A 26424-nucleotide genomic window follows, 5' to 3' on the forward strand; every position below is an offset into this window, starting at 1 on the left:
GCCACGCGGCACCGAACAGGAGAGGGCAATTGGCGCGGACGCGTTTGCTGGCAGCAGCAGCGACGTTCGCGTTGATTGCCGTCGCCTGCGCCGGTGGCGACAACGCCCCGGGCGCGGGCAGCGAGCCTGATGCCACAGATGCGGCCGGCACCGTGACCACGCTTGCGCCCCAGCAGGCCGATGTGGTCGAGGACCGCGAAGCGGGCGAGGCCACCGGCGAGGACATTCGCGAGGTCTCGATCGGTCCCGATCACGGCGGTCGGCTGGTGTACGGCATCGAAGCCGATACAGCGAACCCGTTCGCCCCGCACGCAGCGCTGTGCGTGATCAGTTGTCTCATGATCATGCGTGCGATCACCGAATCGCTGTACGTCACCGATGCCAATGGCGAGATCGTGCCGTACTTGGCGGAGAGCGAGACCCCCAACGACGACTTCACCGAATGGACGCTGACCATCCGCGAAGGCATCACCTTCCACGACGGGACGCCGCTCGATGGCGAGGCCGTTGCGTACAACATCAACCTGTGCCGCTACAGCCAGCAGACCGGGCCGGGTTATCTGGGCATCGACAACGTCTGGGGTGAGGGTCAGAACGTCTACTACGAGACGTCCATCCCGTTCGCGACCGGGCCGGGCCCCGCATCAAGAGAGCAGGGCTGCGGCTTCATGTTCTCGCCGGCATGGTTGGAGACGCTGCCCAACAATCCCTTGTACACCTCGCCGAGTTCGCCCCTGACCCAGACGGAGAAGGCCGAAGGCCTCGCCGCCGCCGACGGCGACCCGGCGGCGCCGGTAGGTCTGGGGGCGTTCCGATTCGTCGACTACACGCCGGGCAACGGCAACAGCTTCATCGCGGAGCGCAATCCGGACTACTGGCGCGGCCCCGACGGGATCACGGGCGAGGACCTGCCGTACCTTGACGAGATCGAGTTCGTGGTGGCGGTGGACATCGGGGGTCGCTCGAATGGTCTCAGGGCGGGCCAGTTCGACATCATCCACACCTCGAACGCCGACGAAATCGCCAAGTACGAAGGCGACGACGAGTTCGTGCTCTTGCAGGCCAACCACTTCGGCGAGGTCAACTACAGCCTCATGAACGTCGCGTCAGGGCAGAATCGGACGCTCGCAGCCCTGCGCGGCCTTGACGGGCCGCTCGAAATGGATCCCTTGGGGCTCAACGCTGCCAACCCGCTGGTGCATCTGAGCTGCCGCAAGGCGCTGGCGCATGCATTCGACGGCGAGCGGTTCGTCAACGAGCGGCACCAGGGCCTGGTCAAAGTGGCCAACGGCCCCTTCCCGCCAGGCAGCGTGGGGCACTTGGAAGACTCCGGTTACCCGTCGTTCGACGTCGACGCTGCTCGGGCCGAGTTGGAGCAGTGCAAGACCGACAGTGGCCAGAACCCGGTGACGTTCTCGTTCAACACCACCAACGACGCGTTCAACGTCGAATCGAACGAGCTGATCATCTCGATGTGGCGGCAAGCCTTCGGTGACGATCTGGAGGTAACGATTCAGCCCATCGAACAGGGCCAGTACTTCGGTCTGGCTCTGGCGGGTCTGTTCGAGATGCTGGCCCTGCGCCTCCACGGCGGCGTGGATCCGATCGAGCAATGGCTGTGGTGGAACTCGGCCACTGCCCTTCCCGTCGATCCCACCGTGCCCGAGCTTGCTTGGAACATGGGTCGCTTTCAAGATGGCGACATCGACGCGGCCTACTACGTCATCCGCCACAACCCAGAGCCAGCGGCCCGCCAGCAGGCGGCGGAGGAAGTGAATCGGGCCTTCGGACGCAATGTCTGGAATCTGTGGACGCATTGGACGCTGTGGGGCGTCGTTGCCGACCCGCGGGTGCGCAACATCACCGATCTTTCGATCCCCGGCAGCGACGTGGGAGCATTCCCGGTGATCGCAGGGGCACACCACGTCGCTCAGATTTGGTGTACTGACGGCGATTGTCAACGATGAGCACGATCCGATGACCCAGCGACTGCGCGACAATCTCGGCCGCGTCGTCGGCGCCGCGTTGGCGGTCACGGTTCTGTGGGCGTGGTTCTGGCGGCCGCCGTTCAGCTGGACATTCGGGGTGCTGGTGGCGATCGGCACCACCGGTGCGGTCATCTCCGACGGGCGATACGCGTTTCGCCGCATCGCGGGGGTGATCCCGATTCTGATCGGGGTCTCGTTCGTGGTGTTCGCGCTGATGGCGAGCCTGCCCGGCGACCCGGCCATCAACATCCTTGGGCCTGCCGCCACGGCGGATCAGATCGCGATTGTCCGAACAGAACTCGGCCTCGACGAGCCGTTCTTCAACCGCTACGGCAACTGGCTCGGCGGCGTGCTGCAGGGCGACTTGGGAAACTCCATCGTGCTGCGTGAGGAGGTCGCCGACGGCATCTCGCGTTCCATGACTCCCACGCTGCAGATCATGGCGTACTCGGTGGTGCTGGCATTGGCGATCTCGGTGCCGTTGGGCATCTGGGCGGGCTACCGGCAGGGGACCACGACGGACCGGTCCATCAACCAGATGATGCTGGGATTCCTGGCCACGCCCAACTACGTCCTAGCGGTGCTGCTGGTGCTGTTCCTGGCGATCGGCGGTCTCAGCGTGGCCGGAAACGAAATCGGCTTCCACGCGCTGCCCGCCGCGCGCTACGTGCCGCTGGGCGAAGACGTCGTGCTGCACTTCAAGCATCTGCTGCTGCCGGCGCTGTCGCTGGCCATGGGCCAGGCCGCCGTGTTCATGCGCTTGCTGCGGTCGGACATGATCGGCACCTTGCGGTTGCCGTTCATCGATCTGGCCCGCAGCAAGGGGCTGCCGACCCGGCGCATCCTGTGGCGTCACGCGCTGCGGCCGTCGAGCTTCACGCTGTTGACCGTGGTAGGGCTGACGGTCGGGCTGCTCATCGGCGGCGCCTTGATCGTCGAATTCATCTTCACCATCCCAGGGGTCGGGGCGTACATCTTTCTGGGAGTGAGCCAGCGCGACTTCATCGCCGTGCAGGGCGGGGTACTGGTGATCTCGACGCTCTACATCGTCGTGCTCACCATGTCCGACTTCCTGTATCTGGCCTTGGATCCGAGGCTGCGCGGCAGGGAGGTCGGCGCCCGTGCGTAGACGGCTGGGGTTCTTCTTCTGGTGTGCGGCGGCCTACCTGGTCATTCTCGCGTTCGCCGCCATCTTCGCCGACATCCTGCCCATCAAGGACCCCACGGAGACCTTCGCGGGGACGTCCAAGCAGGGGCCCAGCCTGTCGCACTGGTTCGGCAACGACGGCGTGGGCCGTGACGTCTTCAGCCGCGTCATCTACGGCGCGCAGGTGAGCTTGGTGATCTCGACGGTCGGCACCGTGCTGGCGCTGGTCATCGGCGGTCTGCTGGGCATGGTCTCGGGCTATTACGGCGGCCGGGTGGACCGCTGGCTGACGGCTGCGCTGAACGCCACGCTGGTGATCCCGTCGCTGATCTTGTTCTTGGCGTTGGTGCTGTTCTTGGATGCAGAGGCCCAGCGCCGCATCTTCATCCTGGTCTTCACCTTCGTGCTGCTGTCGATCGCGCCCATCGCCCGAGTGGTGCGCTCCGCGACGCTCAGCTGGGCCGGTCAGGACTTCGTGCTCGCCGCCCGGACGCTCGGCGCCCGCGACGGCCGGATCCTGTTCCGCGAGGTGCTGCCGAACGTGGCGCCCTCGCTGGTCAGCTATTCGCTGATCATCATGGCGGGACTGATCGTGGTGGAAGGGTCGGTGGCGTTTCTGGGCTTGAGCGTGCCGCCGCCCACGCCCACCTGGGGCGACATGATCAACAAGGGACGAACGAATCTCGACATCGCGGCGCACATCAGCCTGATGCCCGCCGTCGTCATGTTCTTGACCGTGCTGGCGCTCAACTTCGTCGGCGACAAGCTGCAGCAGCGCTTCGAGCCGCGCGAGTCGGTGCTGTGAAGGCGGACACATAATGGCCGGCGGCGGCGACGCTCACCTGCGCCCCGATGCGCTCCTGAGCGCACGTGGCCTCGTCGTGGAGTTCCCCGCGGCAGGCGGACGCACAGTGCACGCAGTGTCGGGAGTGTCGATCGACTTGGTGGAGGGTGAGACGCTCGGTCTGGTCGGCGAATCAGGCTGCGGCAAGAGCTCCACGGGCCGCGCAATTCTGCAGTTGCCGCCGCCGACCTCGGGCACGGTGCAGCTCGCCGGCCAGCAGCTGGTCGGCCTCGACGAAGATGCCATACGCGAGGTGCGCCCCCGCCTGCAAATGATCTACCAGGACCCGATCTCGTCGTTGAACCCCAGGCGCCGCGTGCGAGACATCGTGGCCGAGCCTCTGTTCATCGCCATCGAGAACGTGTCGCGAAGAACCGCGATGGCAGTGTGGCAGGACCGCATCGGTGAGCTGCTCCAACGCATGCTGGGGCGATGGGAAGCGCCGATGCGCGTCCTCGCCTGGTTGGCCTCGGTGGCATTCGCGTTGTGGATTCTGTCCGAGGCAGTCGAGGAACGCGCCGCCGAATCGTGGCTGGGCTGGACCGAAATCCCTGCTGCAGTCATCGGCTTCCCGACGCTGGCGCTGATCCTGACAGCTGCCGCGGTGGCGCTGGTGCTGGGCTTGACCTGGCTGCTGTTGGCCGTGATGCTGCCATTCAGCTTGATGTCGCGCCAGTTCGGCGACGTGTCGCCGAGCGTGGGACTTGCCGGTGTGATCGCCACGACGGCCGCGAGCGCATTCCTGTTGGGACGGACGTGGTCGAGTTTCGGCGGCTGGGCCAAGTGGCTCAACTCGGGAGGACTCGGCCTGCTCACTGCTGTGCTCGTGGTATGGCTGGTGGCGTCGGTGGTCAAGCCCGAGCGCGCCGGTGCCAGCGCAGTGGCGACGACGCTGAGCGCGATGCTGGTGCTGCAGGTCTTCTATATCGCCGGCCTCGACGACGGGATCAAGCTGATCGTGCTGGTCGGCTCGGCAGTGGTCGACACTGTGCTGGCGTGGTGGGTGCTGAGGCGCTATCGGGCGAACCGCCAGGTCGAACGCGATAGAGCCGAACCGCGTGTGCGCGAGGTGCTCTCCTACGTCGGCATCAACCCCGACGATGCCTTGGACCGCCGACCGTGGGAGTTCTCCGGCGGCCAGGCACAGCGGCTTTCCATCGCCCGGGCTCTGGTCAGCGTGCCGCAGGTGATCATCTGCGACGAGCCGGTTTCCTCGCTGGACGTTTCGGTGCAGGCGCAGATTCTGAACCTGCTCGAAGATCTCAAGAACCTCATGGGCCTCACGCTGGTGTTCATCGCTCACGATCTGGCAGTAGTCAAAAACGTGAGCGATCGCGTGGCAGTGATGTATCTGGGCAAGCTGTGCGAGGTCAGCGAGCCCGATGCCATGTTCTCCCTGCCGGCGCATCCGTACACCGAGATGCTGCTCGCCGCGATCCCTCATCCCGATCCCGAAGCTGAGCTGAGCACGGAACGAATCGGCGGCGAGCTCCCGTCGCCGATGGATCCGCCTTCGGGCTGCCGTTTCCGCACGCGCTGCCCGCTCGCGGCGCAGCGCTGCGCTGCCGAGGAGCCTGAGATGCGAGAGGTCGCACCCGGTCGCTTCGTCGCGTGCCACACGCCGCTGATCGGCGAGCCGGCGCCGGCCCGCGTCGATATGGGCCACGCGGCCCCAGGTGTGTCATGACCGAGACAGCGACACCGGATGTCTCGCTGGCTGACCACGCGCCGCTGCTCGACGTCAGCGATCTGAGGACCACGTTTCACACCCCTGTGGGCCCGCTGGTTGCAGTGGACGGGGTCGAGTGGTCGCTGCGCCGGGGCGCTCGTCTGGGAGTCGTGGGGGAATCCGGCTCCGGTAAGTCTGTGATGTCGCGTTCGATCATGCGCCTGCTGCCGAAATCCCGGGTGAGCTCGACGGGCAGCGTGACTTTCGACGGCATCGACTTGATGTCCCTCGGCCGCCGGGAATTGCTCGAGATGTGGGGGCCGCAGCTCTCCATGGTGTTCCAGGATCCGCTGGGATCGCTGAACCCGGTGATGAAGATCGGCAAGCAGGTGGGCGAGGGCCTGCGGGTGCATCGGGCTCTCTCAGCGCGCGCCGCACGCAGCGCTGCGCTCGACCTGCTCGAAGAGGTGGGTATTCCTGAGCCTCAACGTCGTGTAGACGAATACCCGCACCAGTTGTCGGGCGGCATGCGACAGCGCATCGTCATTGCCATCGCCTTGGCGTGCAGCCCGCGCCTGCTTATCGCGGATGAGCCCACTACGGCGCTGGACGTCACGGTGCAAGCACAGATCCTGGATCTGCTGGAGACCCAGCGGGCCGAGCGGGACATGTCGCTGGTGCTCATCACCCACGATCTGGGGATCGTGGCAGGCCGTACCGACGAGATCATCGTGATGTACGCGGGGCGCATCGTCGAGCGCGCCCCTACGGCGACACTCTTCGGCGACATGAGGATGCCCTACACCGAGGCATTGTTCCGGTCGATCCCCAAGGTCACCGACGACAGCCATGCCCGGCTGGAGATCATCGGAGGGCAGCCGCCCCGGATGACCGACCTGCCAGCGGGCTGCAAGTTCGCCCCTCGCTGCAAGTACGCCCAAGAACTGTGCGTCGCCGAGGAGCCGGCCCTGATTGAGGTGCCGGCAGCGGCCGACAACAAAGGCGGGAACGCCAGTCGACGAGAGACGTGGCGGGACGACGACCTGGACGACGACAACGACGGCGGTGCGCCAGCGGGCGCCCACCTCTATCGCTGCTTCTACCCGGTCGGCACGCCCGAGGCGGCTGAGGCACTCGAGCGCAACGTCGCGTCTGGCAGGGTCAGCGAAGCTGGCGTCGTGATCCATTCCACCTGATTTGCCGACCGGCAGGTCACCACGTCGTCGAGCCTCCTGCCGCCTCCCTGGCTCTGGCATCTGTGCCTATTTGTTCGAGTCCTGACTGAACTGCTGGGTCGCGATGTGGCGGAACGCTGAGTATTTGGGCTGGTCGATCGCCACCTGGTGAGCGACTGAGGTGCGCAGGTAGTCCGCAAGACCCGGCGTGTCGAGTGGTATCGAGCCGTCTCGCAGGGCGTGAACGAGGCGCCACCGCAGCGCCGTGACCTGCTCGGCGACACCTGCGTCTCCAACCGGGTGTCCGTCGGCTGCCGCAGTGCCGGCACCGACCAGTCCAGTGAGCTGCTCGCGTTCGTATCGATGCATCTGGGGGCCGATGAGGCGTTCCCGCAGGGCGATGTCGATGGAGTTGCCGGCTACCAGCGCCAAGAAGTTCGTGCGACCGTCGGTGGCTTGGCGGACCTCGCCGTGGAGGAAGTCGCGGACGCTCTCCAGCAACTCGTCCACGCGAGGCATGTCGCCCGCTGCTGCGTGCGCGTCAGCGCTCGTGTGGCTGCCGCCGAGTGATGACGGCCCGCTCGCCCCGCGTCCGAAGTCGGCTTCGAGCAGGCCGAGTCCTGCGACCGCGGGCTGGAAATCCACCGGCCCCGGCATGATCAGGTTCACGCAGTCGAGCTGGCACTCCGAACTACGGCGTCCGATTCCCGGACGTTCCACCGTGGCGTCGGAGCCCGTCCGGTAGCGGTCGGCCATGCCCAGGCACCCGACTGCCCACCAGAACGATCCGAACACCTCCCAGTACTGCACGCGATCCCGATCGACGGCGTGACCTGCGACGTTCTCGTAGCCGGCGAAGAGGTCCTCGTAGTGACCAAAGCCGCCGACAGGCAGGTGCCGCTGCCCGAAGCGCCATGAGTTGGTGCACATCCAGCCCAGGTCACGCATCGGGTCGCCGATGTGAGCGGTCTCCCAGTCGAGCACCGCGTTCAGGCCTATATCGGCGTCCACCATGATGTTGCCGTTGCGGAAGTCGTTGTGCACCAGCGTCAATTGGACCGGTCCGCGCCCGGACAACTGCTCGCTCAGCCAGCGAGCGGCGTAATCAATCATGGGCTGCGGGGTCGGCAACTCCTTGTAGCGGTCCCACGTCTCGGTCAAGTAGTCGGCCGGCTCGAATTGCCGCAGCACCGACCTCAGGCCCGTAGCATCCACGTCGACGCTGTGGATGCGTGCCATCTCCTGGCCGCACTGGAATGCAAGCTGTTTGCGTGCCTCATCGAGATCGGGTGACCGGGCAATGCGAGCCCCGAGCGTCACTCCATCCAGCCACTCCATGAGAAAGCCGGCGCCGACGCCGTCGGCAGGCTCGAGCACGTAGAGCACCTCGGGCTCAGGCACCCCTGCCGAGCGTGCTGTGCTCATGCACAGCGCCTCGGCAGCCACGCCGGTGACGTTGTCGCCCTCGCGGTCCTCGCCGTCGGGACCTCGACGAAGGCAGATTTCGAAGGACGCCTGGGGATCAGCAGCACGCCGGCAGCGCAGCCGGTACGTCTCCATGCTCGCCCCACCGCTGAGTCGCTCGGCATCCTCTAAGCGGGCGCAGTCAGCTATCTCGCGACGCAGTACCGCATCGAGCGCTTCGAAGAACTCGGGCACGGGGTGCGAACGGTCGCCGTTCACGATGTGCCTGCTGGTCGGCGACCGGCCTTCCGGGGATTCAGCGGTTCAGCCGTCTTCCTGCTGGGAGCCGAAGATGGTGGGCGGGCCCTTGGCAGACCAGTCGGGCGCGCCGTGCATCTGACGGCCGTCGACAGTGAGCATCTGGGAGGCCTCGCCACCGCAGATGCGGCCTCCGCTCGAGCCCAGAACGCCGTTCGCCCCGATATGGCTGATCGGGTAGGAGTCGATGGCCGAGTAGGTCTGCAGCAGCAGGGGCCGGGGCCGGGGCGAGTTGTTCGGCAGCGATCCGTGAATCATGCAGCAGTTGTGGACGGTGATCGAGCCCGCCGGTCCACCCAGGTACACCATCTGGTCGAGGTCAAGCGTCGCGACATCGGCGTCAGCCATGGAACCCGCCCAGTTCCCGTCCGGTGCGTACTGGTCGAACAGCGGTCCGCGATGGCTGCCAGGAAGCACACCCATCGGGGACATCTCCGCGTCGACGTCTTCGAGGTAAACGCCAATAGTGAGCGGCGTGAAGTCTGTATGGGGCCAGAACTGGATGTCCTGGTGCCATTTCACTTCCTCGCCGCCGCCAGACCACTTGAAGTTCAGCTTGGAGTGGTGGTAGCGCACCGGCCCGCCGAGCAAGGCCGAGGCGAGCTGTGCAGGCGGACCTTCGAAGGTGAATCGTGCATAGCTCGGGTGCTGGTCGACCGGTGAGATGAGGCGCCGGAGCCGGGGCGCTTCTGGCGTGTGGGTGGGCTCAAGGTCGAACACCTTGCCCGAGGCAGTCTGCGAGCGGCTGGCCTCGATGAATTCTGCGGTCACGCTGCGAAGCTCGCCGAGCCAATCCGGTCCGACGAAGTTCGGCAGGCACAGATAGCCGTTCCTCTCGTAGTCGGCACGCTGGCTGTCTGAGATGGAATCGACGGAAGGCGCGGCAACATCGGCAAGTGTCATGGCTCAAACCGTACCGGGCGATGAAGTCTCGATTCTGTGTGCAGAAGCCAACGCCGCTGCAATGGATCGCTCGCCGAGGCGGCCGGTTGCTTAGGGTGAGTCGGTGGCTGCGGATCTGGTGATTTCTGGTGGTCGGCTGGTTGGTCGGGTCGGTACCGATGAACCGGTCGATGTAGTGGTCACTGATGGCCGCATCGCTGCGGTCGTTCCGTGCGGGGAGGCTCCGCAGGCGCAGCGGACGCTGGACGCGTCAGATGCTTGGGTCATGCCCGGGTTTGTTGACATCCAGGTGCACTTCCGCACGCCGGGCGGCACCGACAGCGAAGACATTGCGTCCGGTGCCGCCGGTGCGGCGATGGGCGGCGTCACAGCCTGCGTGATGATGCCCAACACGACTCCGCCCATCGATACGCCCGACATGGTTCGCGACGTGCTCGCGCTGGCCGCCGGTGCGCCGTGCGATGTTCGCACGTCGGCCGCCATTAGCGCGGGACGGGCGGGGGAGCGGCTCGCCGACCTTCCGGCGCTCTATCGCGTGGGTGTGCGCGTGTTCACCGACGACGGTGATTGCGTGGCCGATGACGCGCTGATGGAGGCCGCTCTGGAGGCGACCACCGAACTGCCCGGAGCAGTGATCAGCCAGCATGCGGAAGATCCCGCGATAGTTGCTGGGGGAGTCATCAACGCCGGCGGTGTCGCCGAGCGACTGGGTGTGCGAGGGCGCCCCGCACACGCAGAAGTGTCCGTGGTCCACCGTGACATCGAGCTAGCCCGGCGAACGGGCGGTCGATACCACGTCCTGCACATCTCCACGGCCGCAGCCATGCAGTTGGTCGCAGAGGCAAAGAGAGACGGGGTCGCGGTGACCGCCGAGGTGACACCGCAACACTTGGTACTCACCGAAGACGATGTCGAGCGGCTCGGCACGACCGCCAAGATGAATCCGCCCTTGCGACTGGCAAGCGACGTCACCGCACTGCGTCGAGCCATAGTCGACGGTTCCCTGGACGCTGTTGCGACCGATCACGCACCGCATCATCCGGCGTTGAAGGATCGGCCGCTCGCCGACGCCCCGCCAGGCATGATCGGGGTGGAGACGATGGCATCGGTGGTGTGGTCGGAGCTCGTGGCCTCTGGACAGATGTCGCCGGGTCGGTTCGTTGAGGTCGTCTCGACAGCGCCCGCCAAGATCGCTGGCATCGCCGACCATGGCCAGCCCATTACGGCCGGTTCGCGGGCGAATGTGACGGTGTTCGATGCGGCCGAGAGGTGGACCGTCCAGGCCGAGACGCTGCAGTCGCGAAGTCTCAACTCGCCCTGGGCGGGCCGCACGCTGACCGGACGTGTGCGTCACACCGTGCTGGCGGGCCGCCCGGTCGTCGTGGGGTCTGAGCTGAGCGGCTGAGTGGCGCTTACCAGGCGCCCGCCTCGCGCCAGCGTTCGAGATCTTCCCATTCGACGCCCGCTTCGAGCAGTACTTCCTCGGTGTGCTGGCCGAGTTCGGCCACATCGATGCCGAGCCGCGTGGGTGTGTCCGACATAGCAATGGGGCAGCCCACCCAAGTCTGGGTGCCCCACTCGTCATGGTCAGCCTTCACCAGGTAATCGTTGGCGTACGGCTGCTCGTTTGCCACCACCTCCGAATGGCTGCGGACGGCGCAGAACCGCTGTGCTTCGGCTTCGAGTCGCTTCGACCATTCCTCGGTGGAACGTGTGGCGAATACCTCTGCGAAGAACGCTCGCAGCTCAAGTGCCACCTCCCGTGGCACGAAATAGGCATTCCACGTGGGATGGTCTTCGAGGTCGGGGCGCTCGATGACCCGGCACATGCCTGGCCACAGATGCTCAGGGCAGCCAGCCATGGCAATGGCGCCGTCAGAGGTGGGAAATACGCCGTACAACGCGTGCACCAACGGGTGGCCGCCGTTGGATCGGCCTGCTTCCTCACCGGTCAGCAGCAAATGTGTGTACTCCACTGCTTGCAGCCAGATCTGCCCGCCGAGCAGGCTGACATCGACCCGCTGCCCCCGACCCGTGCGTTCGCGGGCGTACAACGCTGCGAGAATTCCGGTTTGCAGGTTCTGCGCCCCGCAATGGTCGGCCACGAGTGCTCCATACGTCGACAGCGGCCCGCCGTCGAAGCCGCTGGAGGCGATCACGCCGCCGGAAGCCTGCCCTGCGATGTCAGCACCTTCACGGTCCGCCTCAGGGCCGTACGGACCCAAGAAGCTGCCGGCAGCCCAGATGATGCCCGGGTTCACTGAGGCGAGGTCGTCGTATCCCAAGCCCCATTCGTCGAGCGTGCCCGGCTTGAAGTTCGACAGGACCACATCGGCGTTCTCCACGAGCTTCAGGAACGCCTCGCGGCCTGCGTCGACACGCAGGTCGAGCGTGACCGAGCGCTTGCCTCGATTGCACGCGATGTACACCGAGGAGTGGCCGTAGTCCTCCAGGATGTCGACGTGGCGACCGACGTCGCCGATCTGGGGCAATTCGATCTTGATGACCTCGGCGCCCAGTCCGTGCAGCATGGCGCCGGCTTGCGGCCCTTGTACCAGCGTGGACAGATCCAGAATGCGTACGCCATCGAGTGCGCCGGCCATGGTTTCCCCTTTGTCGCGGTGGTTTGTTGGCAACTGGTGAAGATGGTACTGAGCAGTCGGTGACCCACCTGTCCGTCAGCCGCCCGCCCGCCAGCCACCCGCCCGCCACCCGTTCGACATGAATGACTGCCCGTTTGCAGTGCGCCAATACAGGCTGCGGCTGCGAGAATGGAACGCCGTGACCGGGACCGCAGCCGCAACAGCTTCGGAGCTAGACGAGGCATCTGCGCGCACGCTGCGGTTCTCGATTCTCATCTCTGCCATCCGCTGCACGCTGACCTATGTGCTGTTGCCGTTCGTGGCCCCGTTCGTCGGGCTGGCACCCGGGGTCGGGCCCGCAGTCGGCATACCCATTGCGCTGGTCGCGCTCTGGGCCAACGTCGCCAGCATCAAACGGCACTGGCACTCCGATCACCGTTGGAAGTGGCCGGTGAGCGTGCTCAACGTGGGGATCATCGTGTTGCTGGTGATCCTGCTGATCCTGGACGTGGGAGAGCTCCTGTAGCACTCGACGCCCAGCGGGCACCGGCGCTGGGTCTCGAACCCGACCGGAGCTGCGAGGCGATTATCCGCGTCTGTATCGAAGACGATCTCGCCGCGCGCTGAGAGCACGTGCGGACGGGCGCACCAGGTTGCGCTGGGCCGGTGCGCACGTGTCACCGCTCAGGGTCGCGCGTTTGGCACACTGGCTAGACATGCGGGTACATGTCCTGGCGGCTGCTGCGGCGGCGCTGTGACCGCCAACCCTGTCCTCGCGGTGACGCCGATGCGCATTCTGTTTGCCGACAAGATCGATCCCGGTCGTCTGGGCCGTCTCGAGGCTGCGGGGCACGTGTGCATCGTGAAGCCCGAGTTGACCGCTGACGATCTCGCCTCCCATATCGAAGATGTCGAGGTCCTCGTTGTGCGAAGCACCGAGGTGAAGCGCACGGTGTTTAAGGCCGCGAACCGGCTCGCCATGGTGCTGCGCGCCGGTGCCGGCACCGACACGATCGACTGCGACGGGGCTGCCAAGTTCGGAATCTATGTCTGCAATGTGCCTGGCCGAAATGCTGTGGCGGTTGCCGAGTTGACCATGGGCTTGCTGCTGGCGGTCGATCGGCAGATTCCTGATGCCACCTCAGATCTGCACGAAGGCCGCTGGAACAAGGCCTCCTACATGGGTGCCACGGGTCTGAAGGGGCGCCAGATGGCGATCGTGGGCATGGGCGCCATCGGCATCGAGGTGGCTCGCCGCGCAGCGGCCTTCGGCATCGGGCTCTCGGCGCTCTACCGCTCGGATCGCTCTCGTGCCCTGCTGGCCGAGATGAAGCAGCTCGAGATCCAGATCCATCCCGACTGGGACAGCCTGCTGGCCAGTGCCGACATCGTGTCGGTGCACCTGCCTGCCACGCCCGAGACATGTGGCCTTGTCGATGCAGAGTTCCTGGCGAAGATGCCTGACGGTGCCATCCTGCTCAACACCTCCCGCGGCGAGATCGTGGACGAATCGGCGCTGCTGCGAGCGCTCGACGAGCGAGCCATGCGCGCAGGGCTCGACGTGTTCTGCGAGGAACCGCCCGGTACCGATCCGGACTGGCGCTCGCCGCTTGCGTCCCACCCGCGCGTCACCGGCACGCATCACATCGGTGCATCCACGGTGCAAGCCTCCGAGGACATTGCTGACGGCGTCGTCGAAGTGCTCGAGGCCTTCACTGCAGGTGACGTCGTAAATTGCGTCAACCGGGCGGAGCGACCGCTGGGTCGCAGCACGATCGTCGTCCGCCACCGTGATCAAGTGGGCGTGCTGGCGGGCATTCTCATGGCGTTGCGCGCCAGCGGCATCAACGTGCAGCAGATGCGCAACGAGATCCTGGCCGGACCGAAGCACCACGCAGCAGTGGCGACGATCCGGGTGTCTCGCCGCCCGTCGCGCAAGGTGCTCGACGAGCTCGCCGAGATGGAAGCCGTTTACGGCGTCCGTCTCATCAACTCAGGCTGAGCCCTCGGGCTTCCATCGACCTGCTCGGCTGGAGCGGCTCAGCGGTCCCGCTAGCAGTGTCGGATACCTCTCGATCAGGAGCTGTGCCCCGAACCCCCTGCCAAGGCCCCATCGCGCCAGGCGACCGTGTCGGCGATCGCGTTGAAGGTGAATACGTGCAGACCGGCGATGTCGAGCCGCTCTGCATGGGGCGCAACTTGGTCGACCAACTCGCTCGGGTCATAGCCGCCGGGGCGTAGCAGGCGTGTAACCGCCCCGGTGTTCTTGCGCAGGTAGCGCAGGGATGCTCCGACGCCCAGGCGGCTGCCGATCCGCAGCAGTCGTGCCGGATCAACCGCTCCGGGAATGCCGAGGTGGACCGGAAGGGTGAGCCCGCTGTCACGCTCAGCCGCTAGCCACTGAACGATGGCCTTGGGGTGAAAACACATCTGGGTGGCTGCATGGCCCTCGATGCCCGCCTCGGCCAACAGCACCTGCTTGACATGCAATGCCTCGTGCAGAACGGCATCGGTGATCAGCGCATGACCCTCGGGATAGGAAGTGACGCCGATGTGAAGGAGCGAGTGGCTGACCTCGCGCAGCGCCTCCAGCAGCCCGACGGCGCTGTCGAATGGGCCGGCCGGCGACGTGACGTCGCCGCCGACGAGAAAGATCTCGTTGAGGCCCATTGACTCGATGCGGCCCAGCAGCTCTTCGAGGTGATCACGGCTCGCGACCATGCGAGCCGCTACGTGGGGCACGGGGCGGTGACCCAACGCACACAGCTCGGCGGTCAGATCCAGTGTGTCCTCAAGCGTCTTGGAGGCCGATGCCGTCACTGACACCGCAGAAGACGCAGGCAGGTGCGGCAGTTGCTCGGCCAAGCTGCGCAGCGGGATGAGCTCCCACTGCGCGTGGTCCAGCAAGCGACGGCGCTCGGCACCATCCCTCTTGGCGAGCGGACGGCGACGGCTCGACATACGCCGGCCGGCTGATGACTTCGCCGGGAGAGTGCGCCATGCGTTCAGCCAACTCGGCGTCCGGTCCGAGGTCAGAAATGTGAACACGATCCGCTCCGTTCAGCTCAGGCCGACGATGTCGCCGTCGGCATCGAGATCGATGTGGCGCGCCGCGGGATCACGTCCCAGCCCTGGCATCGTGCGCATGTCGCCGCAGATGGGATACACGAACCCGGCGCCGACCGATGCGCGCACCTCGCGCACCGGCAGAGTCCAGCCCGTCGGAGCACCCTTGAGAGAGGCGTCAGACGAGATGGACAGGTGCGTCTTGGCGATGCACACCGGCAGGTTCCCGAAGCCGTTGCGCTCGTAGCCGTCGAGCTCCCGATTCGCCCGAGCGGTATAGCTCACATCGATCGCGCCGTACACATTGGTCGCGACAGCATGGATCTTGTCGCGCAGCGAGATGTCATCGGGGTACAGCACCGAGAAGTCCGTCGGCTCTTCGGCAGCTTCTGCCACGGCTTCTGCAAGCTCGGCTGCACCGGCGCCGCCGTCGGCGAAGTGCGTGCATCGAGCGGAGCGGGCGCCGTACTCGGCGGCGATCTCGGCGATTGCTGCGAGGTCGGCTTCGTGATCGCCGGGGAACTGGTTGATCGCCACCACCGGAGAGACACCGTGCATCCGCACGTTCTCGAGCTGTTTGCGCAGGTTGTCGCCGCCGGCGTGCACCTCATCGGGATTCGCCTCGAGCAATGCCGGGGGAAGCGGCCGTCCGGCCACGATCCGATGCTTGCCCGAGTGCGCCTTGAGGCCCCGCACGGTCGCCACGATCACCGCAGCGTCAGGCGACACGCCCGAATACCGGCACTTGATGTTGAAGAAGCGCTCAGCTCCCATGTCGGCACCGAAACCGGCCTCGGTCAGCAGGAATTCTGAGGTTCCGATGCCGATCTGATCGGCAACGATCGAGGAATTGCCGGTCGCAATGTTGCCGAAGGGACCGGTGTGCACGAGTGCCGGGGAGCCCTCCAGAGTCTGCATGAGGTTGGGCTTGATGGCCTCGCGCAGAAGCACCGCCATCGAGCCCGCAGCACCGATGTCTTCCGCGGTCACCGGCTCGCCGCCGCCGGTGTAGCCGAGCACGATGCGCCCGAGCCGGGCCCGCAAGTCCGACATGGACGTGCACAGCGCGAGCGTCGCCATCACCTCGGATGCGGCCGTGATGTCAAAGCCTGATTCTCGGGGGATGCCGTCGAGGCGACCGCCCAATCCGATGGTGATGTTGCGCAAGGCCCGGTCGTTCACGTCGAGCACCCGCCGCCACGTGATGTTGTGGATGTCGAACCCGGCCTCGTTCCCGTGATACAGGTGCGCATCAACCATGGCGGCGCAGAGGTTGTGGGCAGCAGTCACCGCATGCATGTCGCCGGTGAGGTGCAGGTTGAACAAGTCCATCGGAACGACCTGGCTGTAGCCGCCGCCGGCTGCGCCGCCCTTGATACCGAACGTGGGGCCCATGGACGGCTGGCGGATAGCAATGGTGGCGGTACGGCCGATGTGGCCGAATGCCTGCCCGAGTCCGACCGTCGTGGTTGTCTTGCCCTCGCCAAGCGGTGTCGGCGTGATCGCAGTCACCACCACGTAGCGCCCGCGGGGCCGGTCGGCCATCGCCTCGACGGCTTCGAGCTTGACCTTGGCCACGCCGGTGCCGTACAGCTCCAGATACTCCGGCGGGATGCCCGCCTCGTTCGCTATCTCGGTGAGCGGCCGGATCTGTGCAGCCGATGCAATCTCGAGATCGCTGGGAAATCCGCCCGTTGTCGTCATGCCGTGTACCCCCACACGAATTGAGGCTTTTTCGCCCTGCAAGCACCTGTGGTGCCCCTGCACCACCGCTTCGATGTCGCCAAATGGCGGGCCGCTCGGCTACTGTTCCCCGAGTTGCTGTTCCGCTGAGCGGAACTGTTCCATCATACAGAACAGCAACAACACACAGCAGCAGGGCTGCGGCATGCTGTTGACCGGCAACGGCAGGGGATGTGAGCAATGAGCGACTTTCCGGCGCGGGCAAGTTGTGTCGTCATCGGCGCTGGGATCGTGGGCAATTGTCTGGTGGGCCATCTCAGCGATCTCGGCTGGACCGACATCGTCCTGCTCGACAAAGGGCCTCTGCCGAACCCAGGCGGGTCCACCGGGCACGCCTCGAACTTCATCTTCCCCGTCGACCACTCCAAGGAGATCGTCGATCTCACCGTCGACAGCCAACTTCAGTACGAGGCGCTGGGCTTGCAGAACACGTGCGGCGGCATCGAGGTGGCGCGCAGCGAAGAGCGCCTCGAGGAGTTCCGTCGCCGCATGACGTCGGCCACATGCTGGGGCATCGAGGCTCAGCTCCTCACGGTCGACGAAGTCGTCGAACTGGTGCCCTTCATCGACCCCGACGTCATCCTGGGCGGCTTCTACACACCGAGCGTCTCAGCGGTTGATTCGCTGGAGACGGGCACGCAGATGCGCCGCCGGGCCACCGAGGCCGGCCATTTGCAGACCTTTGCCAACACCGAAGTCCTCGACATTGAGACCGTTGCCGGGCCGAATCGCCCGCGCATCTCGGCCGTGGTGACCGACCGGGGCCGCATCGAATGCGACACGGTCGCGATCGCCTGCGGCGTGTGGAGTCCCAAACTGGCCCAGATGGCCGGGGCCACCATCCCGCTCACGCCCGCTGTCCACCAGATGGTCGACGTCGGGCCGTTCGACGTGCTCGTCGAGACGAACCAGGAGCTGGCCTACCCGATCGTGCGCGACATGGACACCTTCTGCTACGAGCGCCAATCGGCGGGCTCGATGGAGGTGGGCAGCTACGCCCACCGGCCGATCCTGCACCGCGTCGAGGACATCCCTTCCAATGACGAGGCGGCGCTCAGCCCGACCGAGATGCCCTTCACCCCCGACGACTTCGACCAGCAATTCGAGGAAGCCATCGAGCTGATGGAGTTCCTGGGCGACGGCGAGATCAAGTACGCCATCAACGGGCTGCTCTCGCTGACCCCCGACGCCGCGCCGGTTCTGGGCCCCACCGTCGAAGTAGAGAACCTGTGGTCGGTTGCCGCAGTGTGGGTGAAGGAAGGCCCTGGCGTCGGCCGGTTGATGGCCGAATGGATGACACACGGCTACCCCCGCCTCACCGACCCTCACGGCTCCGACGTCACGCGCTTCTACCCCCAGGACCGCAATGTCATCCACATCGAGACCCGCGCCGACGAGCACTTCAACAAGACCTACGGGATTGTGCACCCACGAGAACAGTGGGCAACGCGTCGCAATGTGACCTGCGGCCCTGCGAAGGCCCGCACCGACGATCTGGGTGCCTTCTATTTCGAAGCGGGCGGCTGGGAGCGGCCGCACTGGTATGAGTCGAACGCCGATCTCGTCGAGCTCTACGGCATCGAAGACCGCACTCACGAATGGGATGCCCGCTGGTGGAGCCCCATCACCGATGCAGAGCATCTCCACCTGCGCGAGCACTGCGGTCTGGTGGATGTGTCGCCGTTCCAGGTGTTCGAAGTGTCGGGCCCCGATGTCGTGCCTTACATCGAGAAGATGGTGGTCAACAAGTGCGATCTGCCCGTCGGGCGCTCGATCTACACCCCCGTGCTCACACATGACGGCGGGTTCCGCTCGGACCTGACCATCGTGCGCCTGACCGAGGATCGTTTCCGCATCGCGACCGGCGCATTCGACGGCGGCCGCGACGAGTACTGGTTCCGTCACAACCTGCCCGCCAGTGGTGTGACGTTCGAGAACCGCACTGAGGCGCTCGCCACTTTCGGCGTGTGGGGTCCCAACGCTGTCGAGCTGTTGGCGACGCTGACCGAGACAGACCTGGCCCAGGAGTCGTTCGGATACGGCCAGGTGCGCGACGCGCTGCTGGCCGGGATCCCGACGCAGATGTTCCGCATCTCCTACGTGGGCGACGCCGGCTTCGAGATCTATTGCGCCACCAGTGCCGGCTTGGCGCTGTGGGACGCAATCTCGCAGGCCGGGCGGGACTTCAATCTGCGGCCTGTGGGGGCAGGCGTATACGGCACGACGGGACGTCTTGAGAAGGGCTACCGGCTCATGGGTGCTGAGCTTGAGAACGAGTACAACCCGACTGAGGCCGGGCTGGCTCGACCGCGAGTGAAAGCTGCCGATTTCATCGGCAAGGAGGCTTACCTGGCAGCTCGCGAGGCAGAGTTGGCCGCCCAGCTGGTGATGCTGCGCTTCGAGAGCCTGCGCTGTACCGAGGGCTACGACCGCTTCCCCATGGGCGCCGGCAACGAGCCGGTGCTGACTGCTGCGGGGGAGCGAATCACCGACTCCCACGGCAGGGTCAGCCGCGTGACCACGGCGGGGAATGCCCCGTCGCTCGGCGCCTACCTGGCGATGGCGTACCTGCCGACCGAACTAGCAAGTGTCGGCACCGAGCTGTCGGTGATGTACCAGAACGAGCGGTATCCGGTCACGGTCGCGGCAACCGGTTCGAACCTTGCGCTGTTCGATCCGCACGACAGCCGCATGAAGGCTTGAGGGCACCCACGTGCGCATCTTGGTCTGCGTGAAGCGGGTCCCCGCCGTTGGATCGCGCATCAACGTGACAGACGGCGGGCAGCAGGTCGACACGGCGCACCTGGGCTTCACCACCAGCCCCCACGAGGAATGTGCTGTGGAGGAAGCTGCCAGGATTGTCGAGCAGCTCGACGGCGGCGATCATGCCGTTGTGGTGCTCACGCTCGGCCCCTCCGAGTCCACCGAGCAGCTGCGCTACGCGGCGAGCGTCGGCGGCACCGAGTTCGCACTGGTTGTCGCGGAGGGCGGCCTCGACTGGGATCCCCAGCGAACTGCTGTGGCCATCACATCCGCCGTGCGGGAGCTCGAAGCCGCTGATGGGCAGTTCGACCTGATCCTGTTCGGCAACGAGTCGGCCGACGGGGGCAACTTCCAGGTCGGCATCCGGGTGGCGCACGCGCTTGGGCGCCCGATCGTGAACGGCATCAAGGGCATCGACGTGGGTGAACGGGGCTTCACGGCACGTCGCGAGACCGATGCCGGCTACGAGGTGTACGAGCTCGACGCCCCCTGTGCTCTCGGCGTCAAGGAGGGCATCAACCTGCCTCGCTATCCCACCATGAAAGGGCGGCTCGCTTCGCGCAAGGCCCAGATCCAGATGCTCGAGTGTGCACAGGACGCGGCAGCGGGCGGTCAATCCCGGGTTCGGCTGCACCGGCCGCCCGAGCGTGCCAGCACCACGGTGACGCTGGGCGACAGTGCCGCAGCAGCACCCGCCGTGGTGGACCTGCTCGACGAGCTAGGTGTGCTGTGATGACCAGGGTCTGCTCAGCCAGCGCAAGCCGCCTCGCTTACGAGATTGTGCCGGACCCTTGCTCGCAACGCTTGGAACTAGCGCGCGTCTGCGCGGTCGGTGCGGCCGAGAGGGCGTCATGGGCGTGGTAGCGGTGCTGGTGGATCACGACCGGGGTGTCCCCTCCAGCGGCGCTTTGGAGGCGCTGACCGTCGCACGCGGGCTTGCCGCCGATCTCGGCGTGGGCACAGTGGCGATCCTGCTGGGCGACGATGCCTTGTTCGACTCGTACGGAGACGATCTGACCGCGCTCTGCGTCCAGTACGGCGCCGTTGTCGTTTACCAGGGCCGACACGAACTGCTGGCCGACTACGGCCCCGATGCCTGGGGCGCGGCACTGGTGTCGTTCATCGATGCGGCAGCACCGTCCGCTGTGGTGGCATCAGGCACCGACCGCGGCGCGGAAGCGATGGCACAGCTGGCAGCCCGCCTCGACCTGCCGCTGGTGGCCAATTGCGTGCGCGTGTCAACAAGCGGTTCGGAGGGTGCCGGCGAAGCGAGAGCGCCCGACGACGGCGATCCGTGGCAGATCACCCGCATCCAGTGGGGCGGTTCGCTGCTCGAAGACGTGACGCTCGGTTCTGCGCTGCCGTTGCTGACCATCGCCCCGCATTCGGCCGAGGCTGTGCCGGTCGGCGGGGATCAGGCAGAATCTGCAACCGACTGCTCGGCGGCTGAGATTGCTGCCGAGGCCGATGTGGTGGTCTTCGAGCCCGAGTTGGGACCAGAGGTGGCCCGGACGTTGGTGCGTGACCGGGTGACGCTCACCGAGGGCATCACGCTGTCCACCTCGCCGGTCGTGGTGTCTGGCGGCCGAGGCGTCGGCTCAGCGGAAGGTTTCGCCCAGCTCGAGGAACTCGCCGAGCTGCTCGGCGGTCGTGTCGGCTGTTCGCGTGCGGTCACCAACAACGGCTGGCGCTCGCATTCGGATCAAGTCGGCCAGACCGGCACCCGCATCGCCCCAGAGATCTACATCGCGTGCGGCATATCCGGCGCGATCCAGCATTGGGTCGGCGCCATGGGTTCGAAGAACATTCTGGCGATCAACATCGATCCCGAGGCCAACATGGTCACCAAAGCGGGATACGCCGTAATCGCCGACCTGCACGAGGTTGTCCCCGCAATCTCCGACGAGATCCGCCGACGACGCGATAGCTCTGCGAGGATCTGATCCTCTTTCTCACGAATGGGCGGTACTCAGTCGGTAGACACAGTCCGGGGCACCGTCGTGCATGATCACGACTCAACCGGCAGCGGGGCCCGTCCGGCCAGATGGTCGGCCAAGTTTGAGGCAGCTTCGATCAGCAGAAGGCCGACGTCGTGGGTGCGATTCGGATCCGGGAAGCGGTACGCCGGGCCGTGCACGTGCAGCGCAGCCACCACGGCGCCCTGTTCGCTCAGAACCGGCGCAGCCACGGAGTTGATACCGACGGCGAACTCCTCGTACACCCAGACGTAGCCGGCGCTGGCGACTTGGGCCAGCCGGGTCCGCAGTGCTTCGGGGTCGATCACACTGTTGGGGGTTGTCGCCTCCAAGCCCACGGCGATGTACTCGTCGAGCGCTTCAGAAGGGAGGTGCGCCAGATGCACCAGTCCCGAGGGCACCAGATGCATGGGGCAGTACTCGCCGGTCCACGAGCGCACCTGAACCTCGGACTCGGGTTCGACTTGATCGAGGTAGTAGACGGTCCGGTCGGCGCGAACGCCCACTCCGGCTGTCTCGCCGATCTGGTTGACCAAGCTGTGCAGGTGCGGACGCGCCGCCGCCTGCAGGCTTCGGTCCGTGCCGGCCGCTCCGATGATGTCGATGAGCCCTTGGCCGAGCCGGTAGTCGCCCCCGACATCGTCCTGGACCACCGCATCGACGGCTTCAAGCGATGTCAGCAGCCGAGCCACCGTGCTCTTGGGCAGCTCCACGTGATCGGCGACATCGGTGACGCCCTGCGGTCCCACGGCCAATGCCCGCAGGACGGCGAACGCTCGAGAGATCGACTGCACCGGCCCCACGGTACCCCGCAGGAGGCGCTGAACTGTCGTGTGAGCACCGTCTTGTGCCGTATTGTGGAACTGTTCTGCTGTGCGGAACACAGTCTTGTCAGAGTACGGCAGACAAGTTGTAGCCAGGGTGAAACTGTTGTAATCACAGGAAAGACACCCGATGCAACGTAGAATTCGGGGTCACGGCATTCGACGAAGGTGCGAATCGAGGAGGGACGATGCCGCGGGGGAGAAGTGCACGAGCGGGGGGACGTCATGGCGCCCTTGCGCGACTCGACACACCGCTCGTGCGAGACGGCGGTGTACTGCGACCCGCGAGCTGGGATGACGCCCTCGACCGCGCCGCATCTGGGCTGCGGGCTGCGACTCAGCAGCACGGTGCGGGCGGCGTCGGCATGTTCTCGTGCTCGAAGAGCACGAACGAGATGAACTACGCAGCCCAGAAGTTCATGCGGACGGTGCTCAAGTCGAACAACATCGATTCCTGCAATCGCACCTGACACGCTCCCTCGGTCGTCGGTCTGGCGACAGTGTTCGGGCTCGGAGGCGGAACGAGTTCCTATCAGGAGATCACCGAGACCGATGTGATCCTGTTGTGGGGATCGAACGCACGCGAAGCGCACCCCATCTTTTTTCACCATCTGCTGCGAGGCATCGACAACGGTGCCGCCATGTACGCGGTGGATCCCCGCCGCACATCTTCGGCTGAGTTCGCGGATGTGTGGCTCGGCCTCGATGTCGGCACAGACATCGCGTTGGCGAACACCGTGGCCCGCGAGATCATCGCCCACGGGCTGCACAACCGGTCCTTCATCGAGCATGCCACCACGGGCTTCGATGACTACGCGGCGTCGGTCGAGGCGTTCACGCTCGATGAGGGCGAGCGGCTGACCGGGGTACCCGCTGAGGCCATCGCGGAGATGGCACACGCATACGCCACGGCCCCTCGGGCACAGATCCTGTGGACGCTGGGCATCACCGAGCACCACACCGCTGTCGAGAACGTGCTGTCGCTGTGCAACCTCGCGCTGCTCACTGGACACGTCGGCAGGCGAGGCTCGGGCTTGGTGCCGCTGCGGGGACAGAACAATGTGCAGGGCGGCGGCGATATGGGCGCATTGCCCGACCGACTTCCCGGATTCCAGCTGCTCACCGATCCCTCCGGCAGGGCTCGCTTCGAGCGCACCTGGGACTGTGAGCTGAACCCGGTGCCCGGCAAGCACCTCACTGCGATGTTCGATGCAATGGAAGAGGGCGAGCTTCGAGCCCTGTATGTCATCGGCGAGAACCCCGCCGACTCCGAAGCCAACGTGGGGCACGCACGCAAGCTGCTCGAAGGGCTGGATCTGCTCGTCGTGCAGGACATCTCGCTGACCCGCACCGCCCGCATGGCCGACGTCGTGCTGCCCGCAGCCGCAGGCTGGGCCTCCAGCGAGGGAACGGTGACGTCCTCGGAGCGTCGAGTTCAGAGGGTGCGCGCAGCAGTGCCGCCGCAGGGCGACGCACGCGACGATGTGCACATCATCTGCGAGCTTGCAGCACGCATGGGCGCGCCATGGGGTGCCGCATCTCCTCAAGAGCTGTGGGACGAGCTGCGGTCGCTGTCACCGCTGCACAGCGGCATGAGCTGGGATCGGCTCGAAGCGAGCGGCGGGCTCCAATGGCCCTGCCCCGACGAGGACCATCCCGGCACCGAGTTCCTGCATGGATGGCTCTGGGAATCGGACCTGGGCAGCCATGCGCCGGCACCCTTTTCGACCGTCACCCACCTGCCTCCCGCGGAGGCGCTCAGCGAGCTGTTCCCGCTGCGCCTCACCACCGGTCGCGTCCTGGACTCCTACAACACCGGTGCGCAGTCCGCCGGCTATTCCTCACCGATTCGATCGGGCGACGCGATCGAGGTGAGCCCCACCGATGCCGCAGAACTCGGAATTGCCGAAGGCGACCTGGTGCACGTGAGCTCGCCCAGAGGCACAGTGGACATGGAGGTCCACATCACCGACCGCCTGCCCGCGGGTCTGGTGTTCACAACATTCCATTTCCCCGAGCTGGTGGATGCAAACCTGCTCACCAACGACGCTTGGGATGTGCGCAGCGGGACGGCCGAGTTCAAGGCCGCCGCCGTGCGCATCGACCCGTTGCGCAATGGTTCGTCCGCCGCAGGCGGGGCAACAGGCACGGTCGCCGCCGGCGGAGCATCAGGCACAGTCGCCGCCGGCGGGGCATCACGTCAGGCAGTGGCGGCAGGTGGCGCCGGTGGCTGACCTGCACTTCTCTGATGCGGAACCCACCGCATCGGAACGGCAAGCGGTTCTGGCTGCGCTCAGCGTCGGCGGCGTGAGCGACAGTGCGGTCGTCATCGATCATCCGCGTGTCGTCCGGGGAGGGACGCAGCGCCGCAAGCGGTTGCGGCACCTGCTGCTGCCCGCCTTGCACGCTCTTCAGCGCGAAGCGGGTTGGATCTCGCCGGGCGGTCTCAACTTCGTCGGTCGCACGCTCGGCGTGCCCCCGGCCGAGGCCTACGGCGTCGCCACCTTTTATGAGATGTTCCGCACGGATGCCCCGGCGCACGAGCTGAGCGTTCGCCACGTCTGTGTCGATCCCATCTGCGCGCTCGCGGGCGCCGCTCCGCTGGCGGAACACCTTCGCTCCCAGGGTCACGCCGTGCACGAAGGTCCATGCCTCGGACAGTGCGAACGGGCGCCGGCGGTCTTCATCCAAGGACGTCGTGAGCCTGACCGGGTGCCCGCTGACGACAGCGGACCTGATTCGCTGCTCGTGAGCGTCACGGCATCCACCCCCGCAGCGCCCAGCTTGCTGCGCGAGATGATCGGACGCAACTCCGAGGTCGGCGAGAGCACCTCGATGGAGGCCTACCGCCAGCGCGGCGGGGGAGCAGCGCTCGATGAAGTACTGCGCCTCGGGCCTGACGATGTCATCGCCCAGGTGAGCGCTGCGGGACTGTCCGGGCGAGGCGGAGCGGCGTTCCCCACCGGCATCAAGTGGCGCGCGGTAGCCGACGGGGACGGCCCCTGCCATGTCGTCGCCAACATCGACGAGTCCGAGCCCGGAACGTTCAAGGACCGGCTGCTCTGCGAACTCGAACCCCTGGCGATCATCGAGTCCATGGCCGTTGCCGGCCTGGTGGTCGGGGCGGAACAGGGCTGGATTTACATTCGTGGCGAATACCCGCTGGCAACTCGACGTCTTCACGATGCCATCGCGCAGGCACGCAGCGCAGGTTGGCTCGGCGACGACGCGGCAGGATCGGGCCAGCATTTCGACATCGAGCTGCGTCGGGGTGCCGGCGCATACATCTGCGGCGAGGAAACTGCGCTGTTCAACTCGCTCGAGGGTTTCCGAGGGGAACCCCGCAATAAGCCGCCGTTCCCCACCACCCACGGGCTGTTCGGGCAGCCCACCGTGGTGAACAACCCCGAAACGCTGCTGAACGTGAACGAGATCCTGCGTGTCGGGCCCCAGGCGTACCGCAGCGTGGGAACCGAGGGCTCGCCGGGAACGAAGCTGTTCTGCCTGTCTGGCCACGTGGGAAGACCAGGGCTGTACGAAGCTCCCTTCGGGACACCGCTGGGCGAGCTGCTGGAGTTGGCCGGAGGTGTGCAAGGCACGCTGGCCGCAGTACTGCTGGGCGGTGCGGCAGGCAGCTTCGTCGGGCCAGATGCGCTTGCGCTGCCGCTCTCTTTGGAGGACACGCGTGCCGCAGGTACGACGCTCGGGTCCGGTCCGGTGATGGTCTTCAACGACACTGCCGACATGAGTGGCGTGATCGAGCGGCTGGCCAAGTTCTTCCGTGACGAGTCGTGCGGCCAGTGCGTTCCATGCCGTGTCGGCACCGTCCGCCAGCACGAGCTGGTGACGAGCATTCGCCGTGCGGGCGGGCCCACGGCGCCACAACGTGAGCTGCTCGGCGACATCGCAGACGCTATGGGCGACGCTTCCATCTGCGGGCTCGGGCACACCGCGGCCTCTGCGGTGATGTCCGCCATGCGGCTCGGTCTGCTGGGAGACTCAGCATCGTGAGAGGTTCCCGA

The 26424-nt window shown here is 66.1% G+C and carries 18 protein-coding genes and 2 pseudogenes; 14 read left to right on the forward strand and 6 right to left on the reverse strand.

Annotated features, from left to right (window positions below):
* Positions 1-29 precede the first annotated feature (29 nt).
* The 6 genes and pseudogenes from ACOOF5_RS13895 to ACOOF5_RS13920 all read left to right on the forward strand — a co-directional run bounded on the left by ACOOF5_RS13895 (position 30) and on the right by ACOOF5_RS13920 (position 6844).
* Positions 30-1967 carry an ABC transporter substrate-binding protein gene (locus tag ACOOF5_RS13895; RefSeq protein ID WP_420440134.1) on the forward strand — a complete coding sequence of 646 codons (1938 nt, stop codon included), beginning with the start codon at positions 30-32 and terminating at the stop codon, positions 1965-1967.
* A gap of 10 nt (positions 1968-1977) precedes the next feature.
* Entirely contained in the window at positions 1978-3117 is a 1140-nt protein-coding gene (locus tag ACOOF5_RS13900) for an ABC transporter permease (protein ID WP_420440136.1), read from the forward strand.
* On the forward strand, positions 3110-3940 hold the full coding sequence (locus tag ACOOF5_RS13905) for an ABC transporter permease (protein WP_420440137.1): 831 nt from the start codon (positions 3110-3112) through the stop codon (positions 3938-3940). Before ACOOF5_RS13900 ends, ACOOF5_RS13905 begins: the two co-directional genes overlap by 8 nt.
* 13 nt (positions 3941-3953) lie before the next feature.
* Positions 3954-4346: pseudogene (locus ACOOF5_RS13910) on the forward strand (ATP-binding cassette domain-containing protein); the annotation flags it as partial.
* 672 nt (positions 4347-5018) lie between these two features.
* Positions 5019-5666 (forward strand): annotated as a pseudogene (locus tag ACOOF5_RS13915) (oligopeptide/dipeptide ABC transporter ATP-binding protein); the annotation flags it as partial.
* Positions 5663-6844, forward strand: a complete 1182-nt coding sequence (locus ACOOF5_RS13920) for an ABC transporter ATP-binding protein (RefSeq protein WP_420440139.1) — start codon at positions 5663-5665, stop codon at positions 6842-6844. The pseudogene ACOOF5_RS13915 and the gene ACOOF5_RS13920, both read left to right, overlap by 4 nt.
* Positions 6845-6910: 66 nt before the next feature.
* Here the strand turns inward: ACOOF5_RS13920 and ACOOF5_RS13925 are convergent, their stop codons facing one another.
* Positions 6911-8506 (reverse strand): phosphotransferase family protein, encoded by a 1596-nt coding sequence (locus tag ACOOF5_RS13925; protein ID WP_420440141.1) that lies wholly within the window; start codon positions 8504-8506, stop codon positions 6911-6913.
* A gap of 45 nt (positions 8507-8551) precedes the next feature.
* Positions 8552-9448 (reverse strand): phytanoyl-CoA dioxygenase family protein, encoded by an 897-nt coding sequence (locus ACOOF5_RS13930; protein WP_420440143.1) that lies wholly within the window; start codon positions 9446-9448, stop codon positions 8552-8554.
* 103 nt (positions 9449-9551) lie between these two features.
* On the opposite strand from ACOOF5_RS13930, the gene ACOOF5_RS13935 reads away from it, so the two are divergent.
* Entirely contained in the window at positions 9552-10853 is a 1302-nt protein-coding gene (locus ACOOF5_RS13935) for a dihydroorotase (RefSeq protein ID WP_420440145.1), read from the forward strand.
* A 7-nt stretch (positions 10854-10860) separates the two neighbouring features.
* Here the strand turns inward: ACOOF5_RS13935 and ACOOF5_RS13940 are convergent, their stop codons facing one another.
* The gene (locus ACOOF5_RS13940) at positions 10861-12051 is read right to left on the reverse strand and encodes a CaiB/BaiF CoA transferase family protein (RefSeq protein ID WP_420440147.1); all 1191 of its coding nucleotides are present in this window, start codon (positions 12049-12051) and stop codon (positions 10861-10863) included.
* Positions 12052-12229: 178 nt separating this feature from the next.
* Here ACOOF5_RS13940 and ACOOF5_RS13945 point away from each other — a divergent pair, with 178 nt between their 5' ends.
* Positions 12230-12556, forward strand: a complete 327-nt coding sequence (locus ACOOF5_RS13945) for a hypothetical protein (RefSeq protein ID WP_420440148.1) — start codon at positions 12230-12232, stop codon at positions 12554-12556.
* A gap of 261 nt (positions 12557-12817) precedes the next feature.
* Positions 12818-14032, forward strand: a complete 1215-nt coding sequence (locus ACOOF5_RS13950) for an NAD(P)-dependent oxidoreductase (RefSeq protein WP_420440150.1) — start codon at positions 12818-12820, stop codon at positions 14030-14032.
* 74 nt (positions 14033-14106) lie between these two features.
* Here ACOOF5_RS13950 and ACOOF5_RS13955 read toward each other — a convergent pair whose 3' ends face one another.
* On the reverse strand, positions 14107-15078 hold the full coding sequence (locus tag ACOOF5_RS13955) for a methylenetetrahydrofolate reductase (RefSeq protein ID WP_420440152.1): 972 nt from the start codon (positions 15076-15078) through the stop codon (positions 14107-14109).
* A 12-nt stretch (positions 15079-15090) separates the two neighbouring features.
* Positions 15091-16800, reverse strand: a complete 1710-nt coding sequence (locus ACOOF5_RS13960; RefSeq protein ID WP_420440154.1) for a formate--tetrahydrofolate ligase — start codon at positions 16798-16800, stop codon at positions 15091-15093.
* 219 nt (positions 16801-17019) lie between these two features.
* On the opposite strand from ACOOF5_RS13960, the gene ACOOF5_RS13965 reads away from it, so the two are divergent.
* The 3 genes from ACOOF5_RS13965 to ACOOF5_RS13975 all read left to right on the forward strand — a co-directional run bounded on the left by ACOOF5_RS13965 (position 17020) and on the right by ACOOF5_RS13975 (position 21545).
* A complete protein-coding gene (locus ACOOF5_RS13965; protein ID WP_420440156.1) occupies positions 17020-19542 on the forward strand; it encodes an FAD-dependent oxidoreductase in 2523 nt (840 codons plus the stop codon).
* Positions 19543-19570: 28 nt separating this feature from the next.
* Positions 19571-20335 carry an electron transfer flavoprotein subunit beta/FixA family protein gene (locus tag ACOOF5_RS13970; protein ID WP_420440158.1) on the forward strand — a complete coding sequence of 255 codons (765 nt, stop codon included), beginning with the start codon at positions 19571-19573 and terminating at the stop codon, positions 20333-20335.
* A gap of 118 nt (positions 20336-20453) precedes the next feature.
* Positions 20454-21545 (forward strand): electron transfer flavoprotein subunit alpha/FixB family protein, encoded by a 1092-nt coding sequence (locus ACOOF5_RS13975; RefSeq protein ID WP_420440160.1) that lies wholly within the window; start codon positions 20454-20456, stop codon positions 21543-21545.
* A gap of 65 nt (positions 21546-21610) precedes the next feature.
* Here the strand turns inward: ACOOF5_RS13975 and ACOOF5_RS13980 are convergent, their stop codons facing one another.
* Positions 21611-22372, reverse strand: coding sequence for an IclR family transcriptional regulator (locus tag ACOOF5_RS13980; RefSeq protein WP_420440162.1), 762 nt, complete (start codon positions 22370-22372; stop codon positions 21611-21613).
* Positions 22373-22590: 218 nt separating this feature from the next.
* Between ACOOF5_RS13980 and ACOOF5_RS13985 the strand changes: the two genes are divergently transcribed.
* Together ACOOF5_RS13985 and ACOOF5_RS13990 are read left to right on the forward strand one after the other, a co-directional pair.
* On the forward strand, positions 22591-24636 hold the full coding sequence (locus ACOOF5_RS13985; RefSeq protein WP_420440164.1) for a molybdopterin oxidoreductase family protein: 2046 nt from the start codon (positions 22591-22593) through the stop codon (positions 24634-24636).
* Positions 24629-26413 (forward strand): NADH-ubiquinone oxidoreductase-F iron-sulfur binding region domain-containing protein, encoded by a 1785-nt coding sequence (locus ACOOF5_RS13990; protein WP_420440165.1) that lies wholly within the window; start codon positions 24629-24631, stop codon positions 26411-26413. The genes ACOOF5_RS13985 and ACOOF5_RS13990 overlap by 8 nt, the downstream gene beginning before the upstream one ends.
* The last annotated feature ends 11 nt before the right edge of the window (positions 26414-26424 follow it).

Source organism: Candidatus Poriferisodalis sp., from assembly GCF_965214215.1.
Taxonomy (GTDB): domain Bacteria; phylum Actinomycetota; class Acidimicrobiia; order Acidimicrobiales; family Poriferisodalaceae; genus Poriferisodalis.

Coding starts and splice junctions, on each gene's coding strand:
- ACOOF5_RS13900 (WP_420440136.1), top strand. CDS start 1,978: ATGACCCAGCGACTGCGCGACAATCTCGGCCGCGTCGTCGGCGCCGCG.
- ACOOF5_RS13920 (WP_420440139.1), top strand. CDS start 5,663: ATGACCGAGACAGCGACACCGGATGTCTCGCTGGCTGACCACGCGCCG.
- ACOOF5_RS13930 (WP_420440143.1), bottom strand. CDS start 9,448: ATGACACTTGCCGATGTTGCCGCGCCTTCCGTCGATTCCATCTCAGAC.
- ACOOF5_RS13940 (WP_420440147.1), bottom strand. CDS start 12,051: ATGGCCGGCGCACTCGATGGCGTACGCATTCTGGATCTGTCCACGCTG.
- ACOOF5_RS13950 (WP_420440150.1), top strand. CDS start 12,818: ATGCGCATTCTGTTTGCCGACAAGATCGATCCCGGTCGTCTGGGCCGT.
- ACOOF5_RS13960 (WP_420440154.1), bottom strand. CDS start 16,800: ATGACGACAACGGGCGGATTTCCCAGCGATCTCGAGATTGCATCGGCT.
- ACOOF5_RS13965 (WP_420440156.1), top strand. CDS start 17,020: ATGAGCGACTTTCCGGCGCGGGCAAGTTGTGTCGTCATCGGCGCTGGG.
- ACOOF5_RS13975 (WP_420440160.1), top strand. CDS start 20,454: ATGGGCGTGGTAGCGGTGCTGGTGGATCACGACCGGGGTGTCCCCTCC.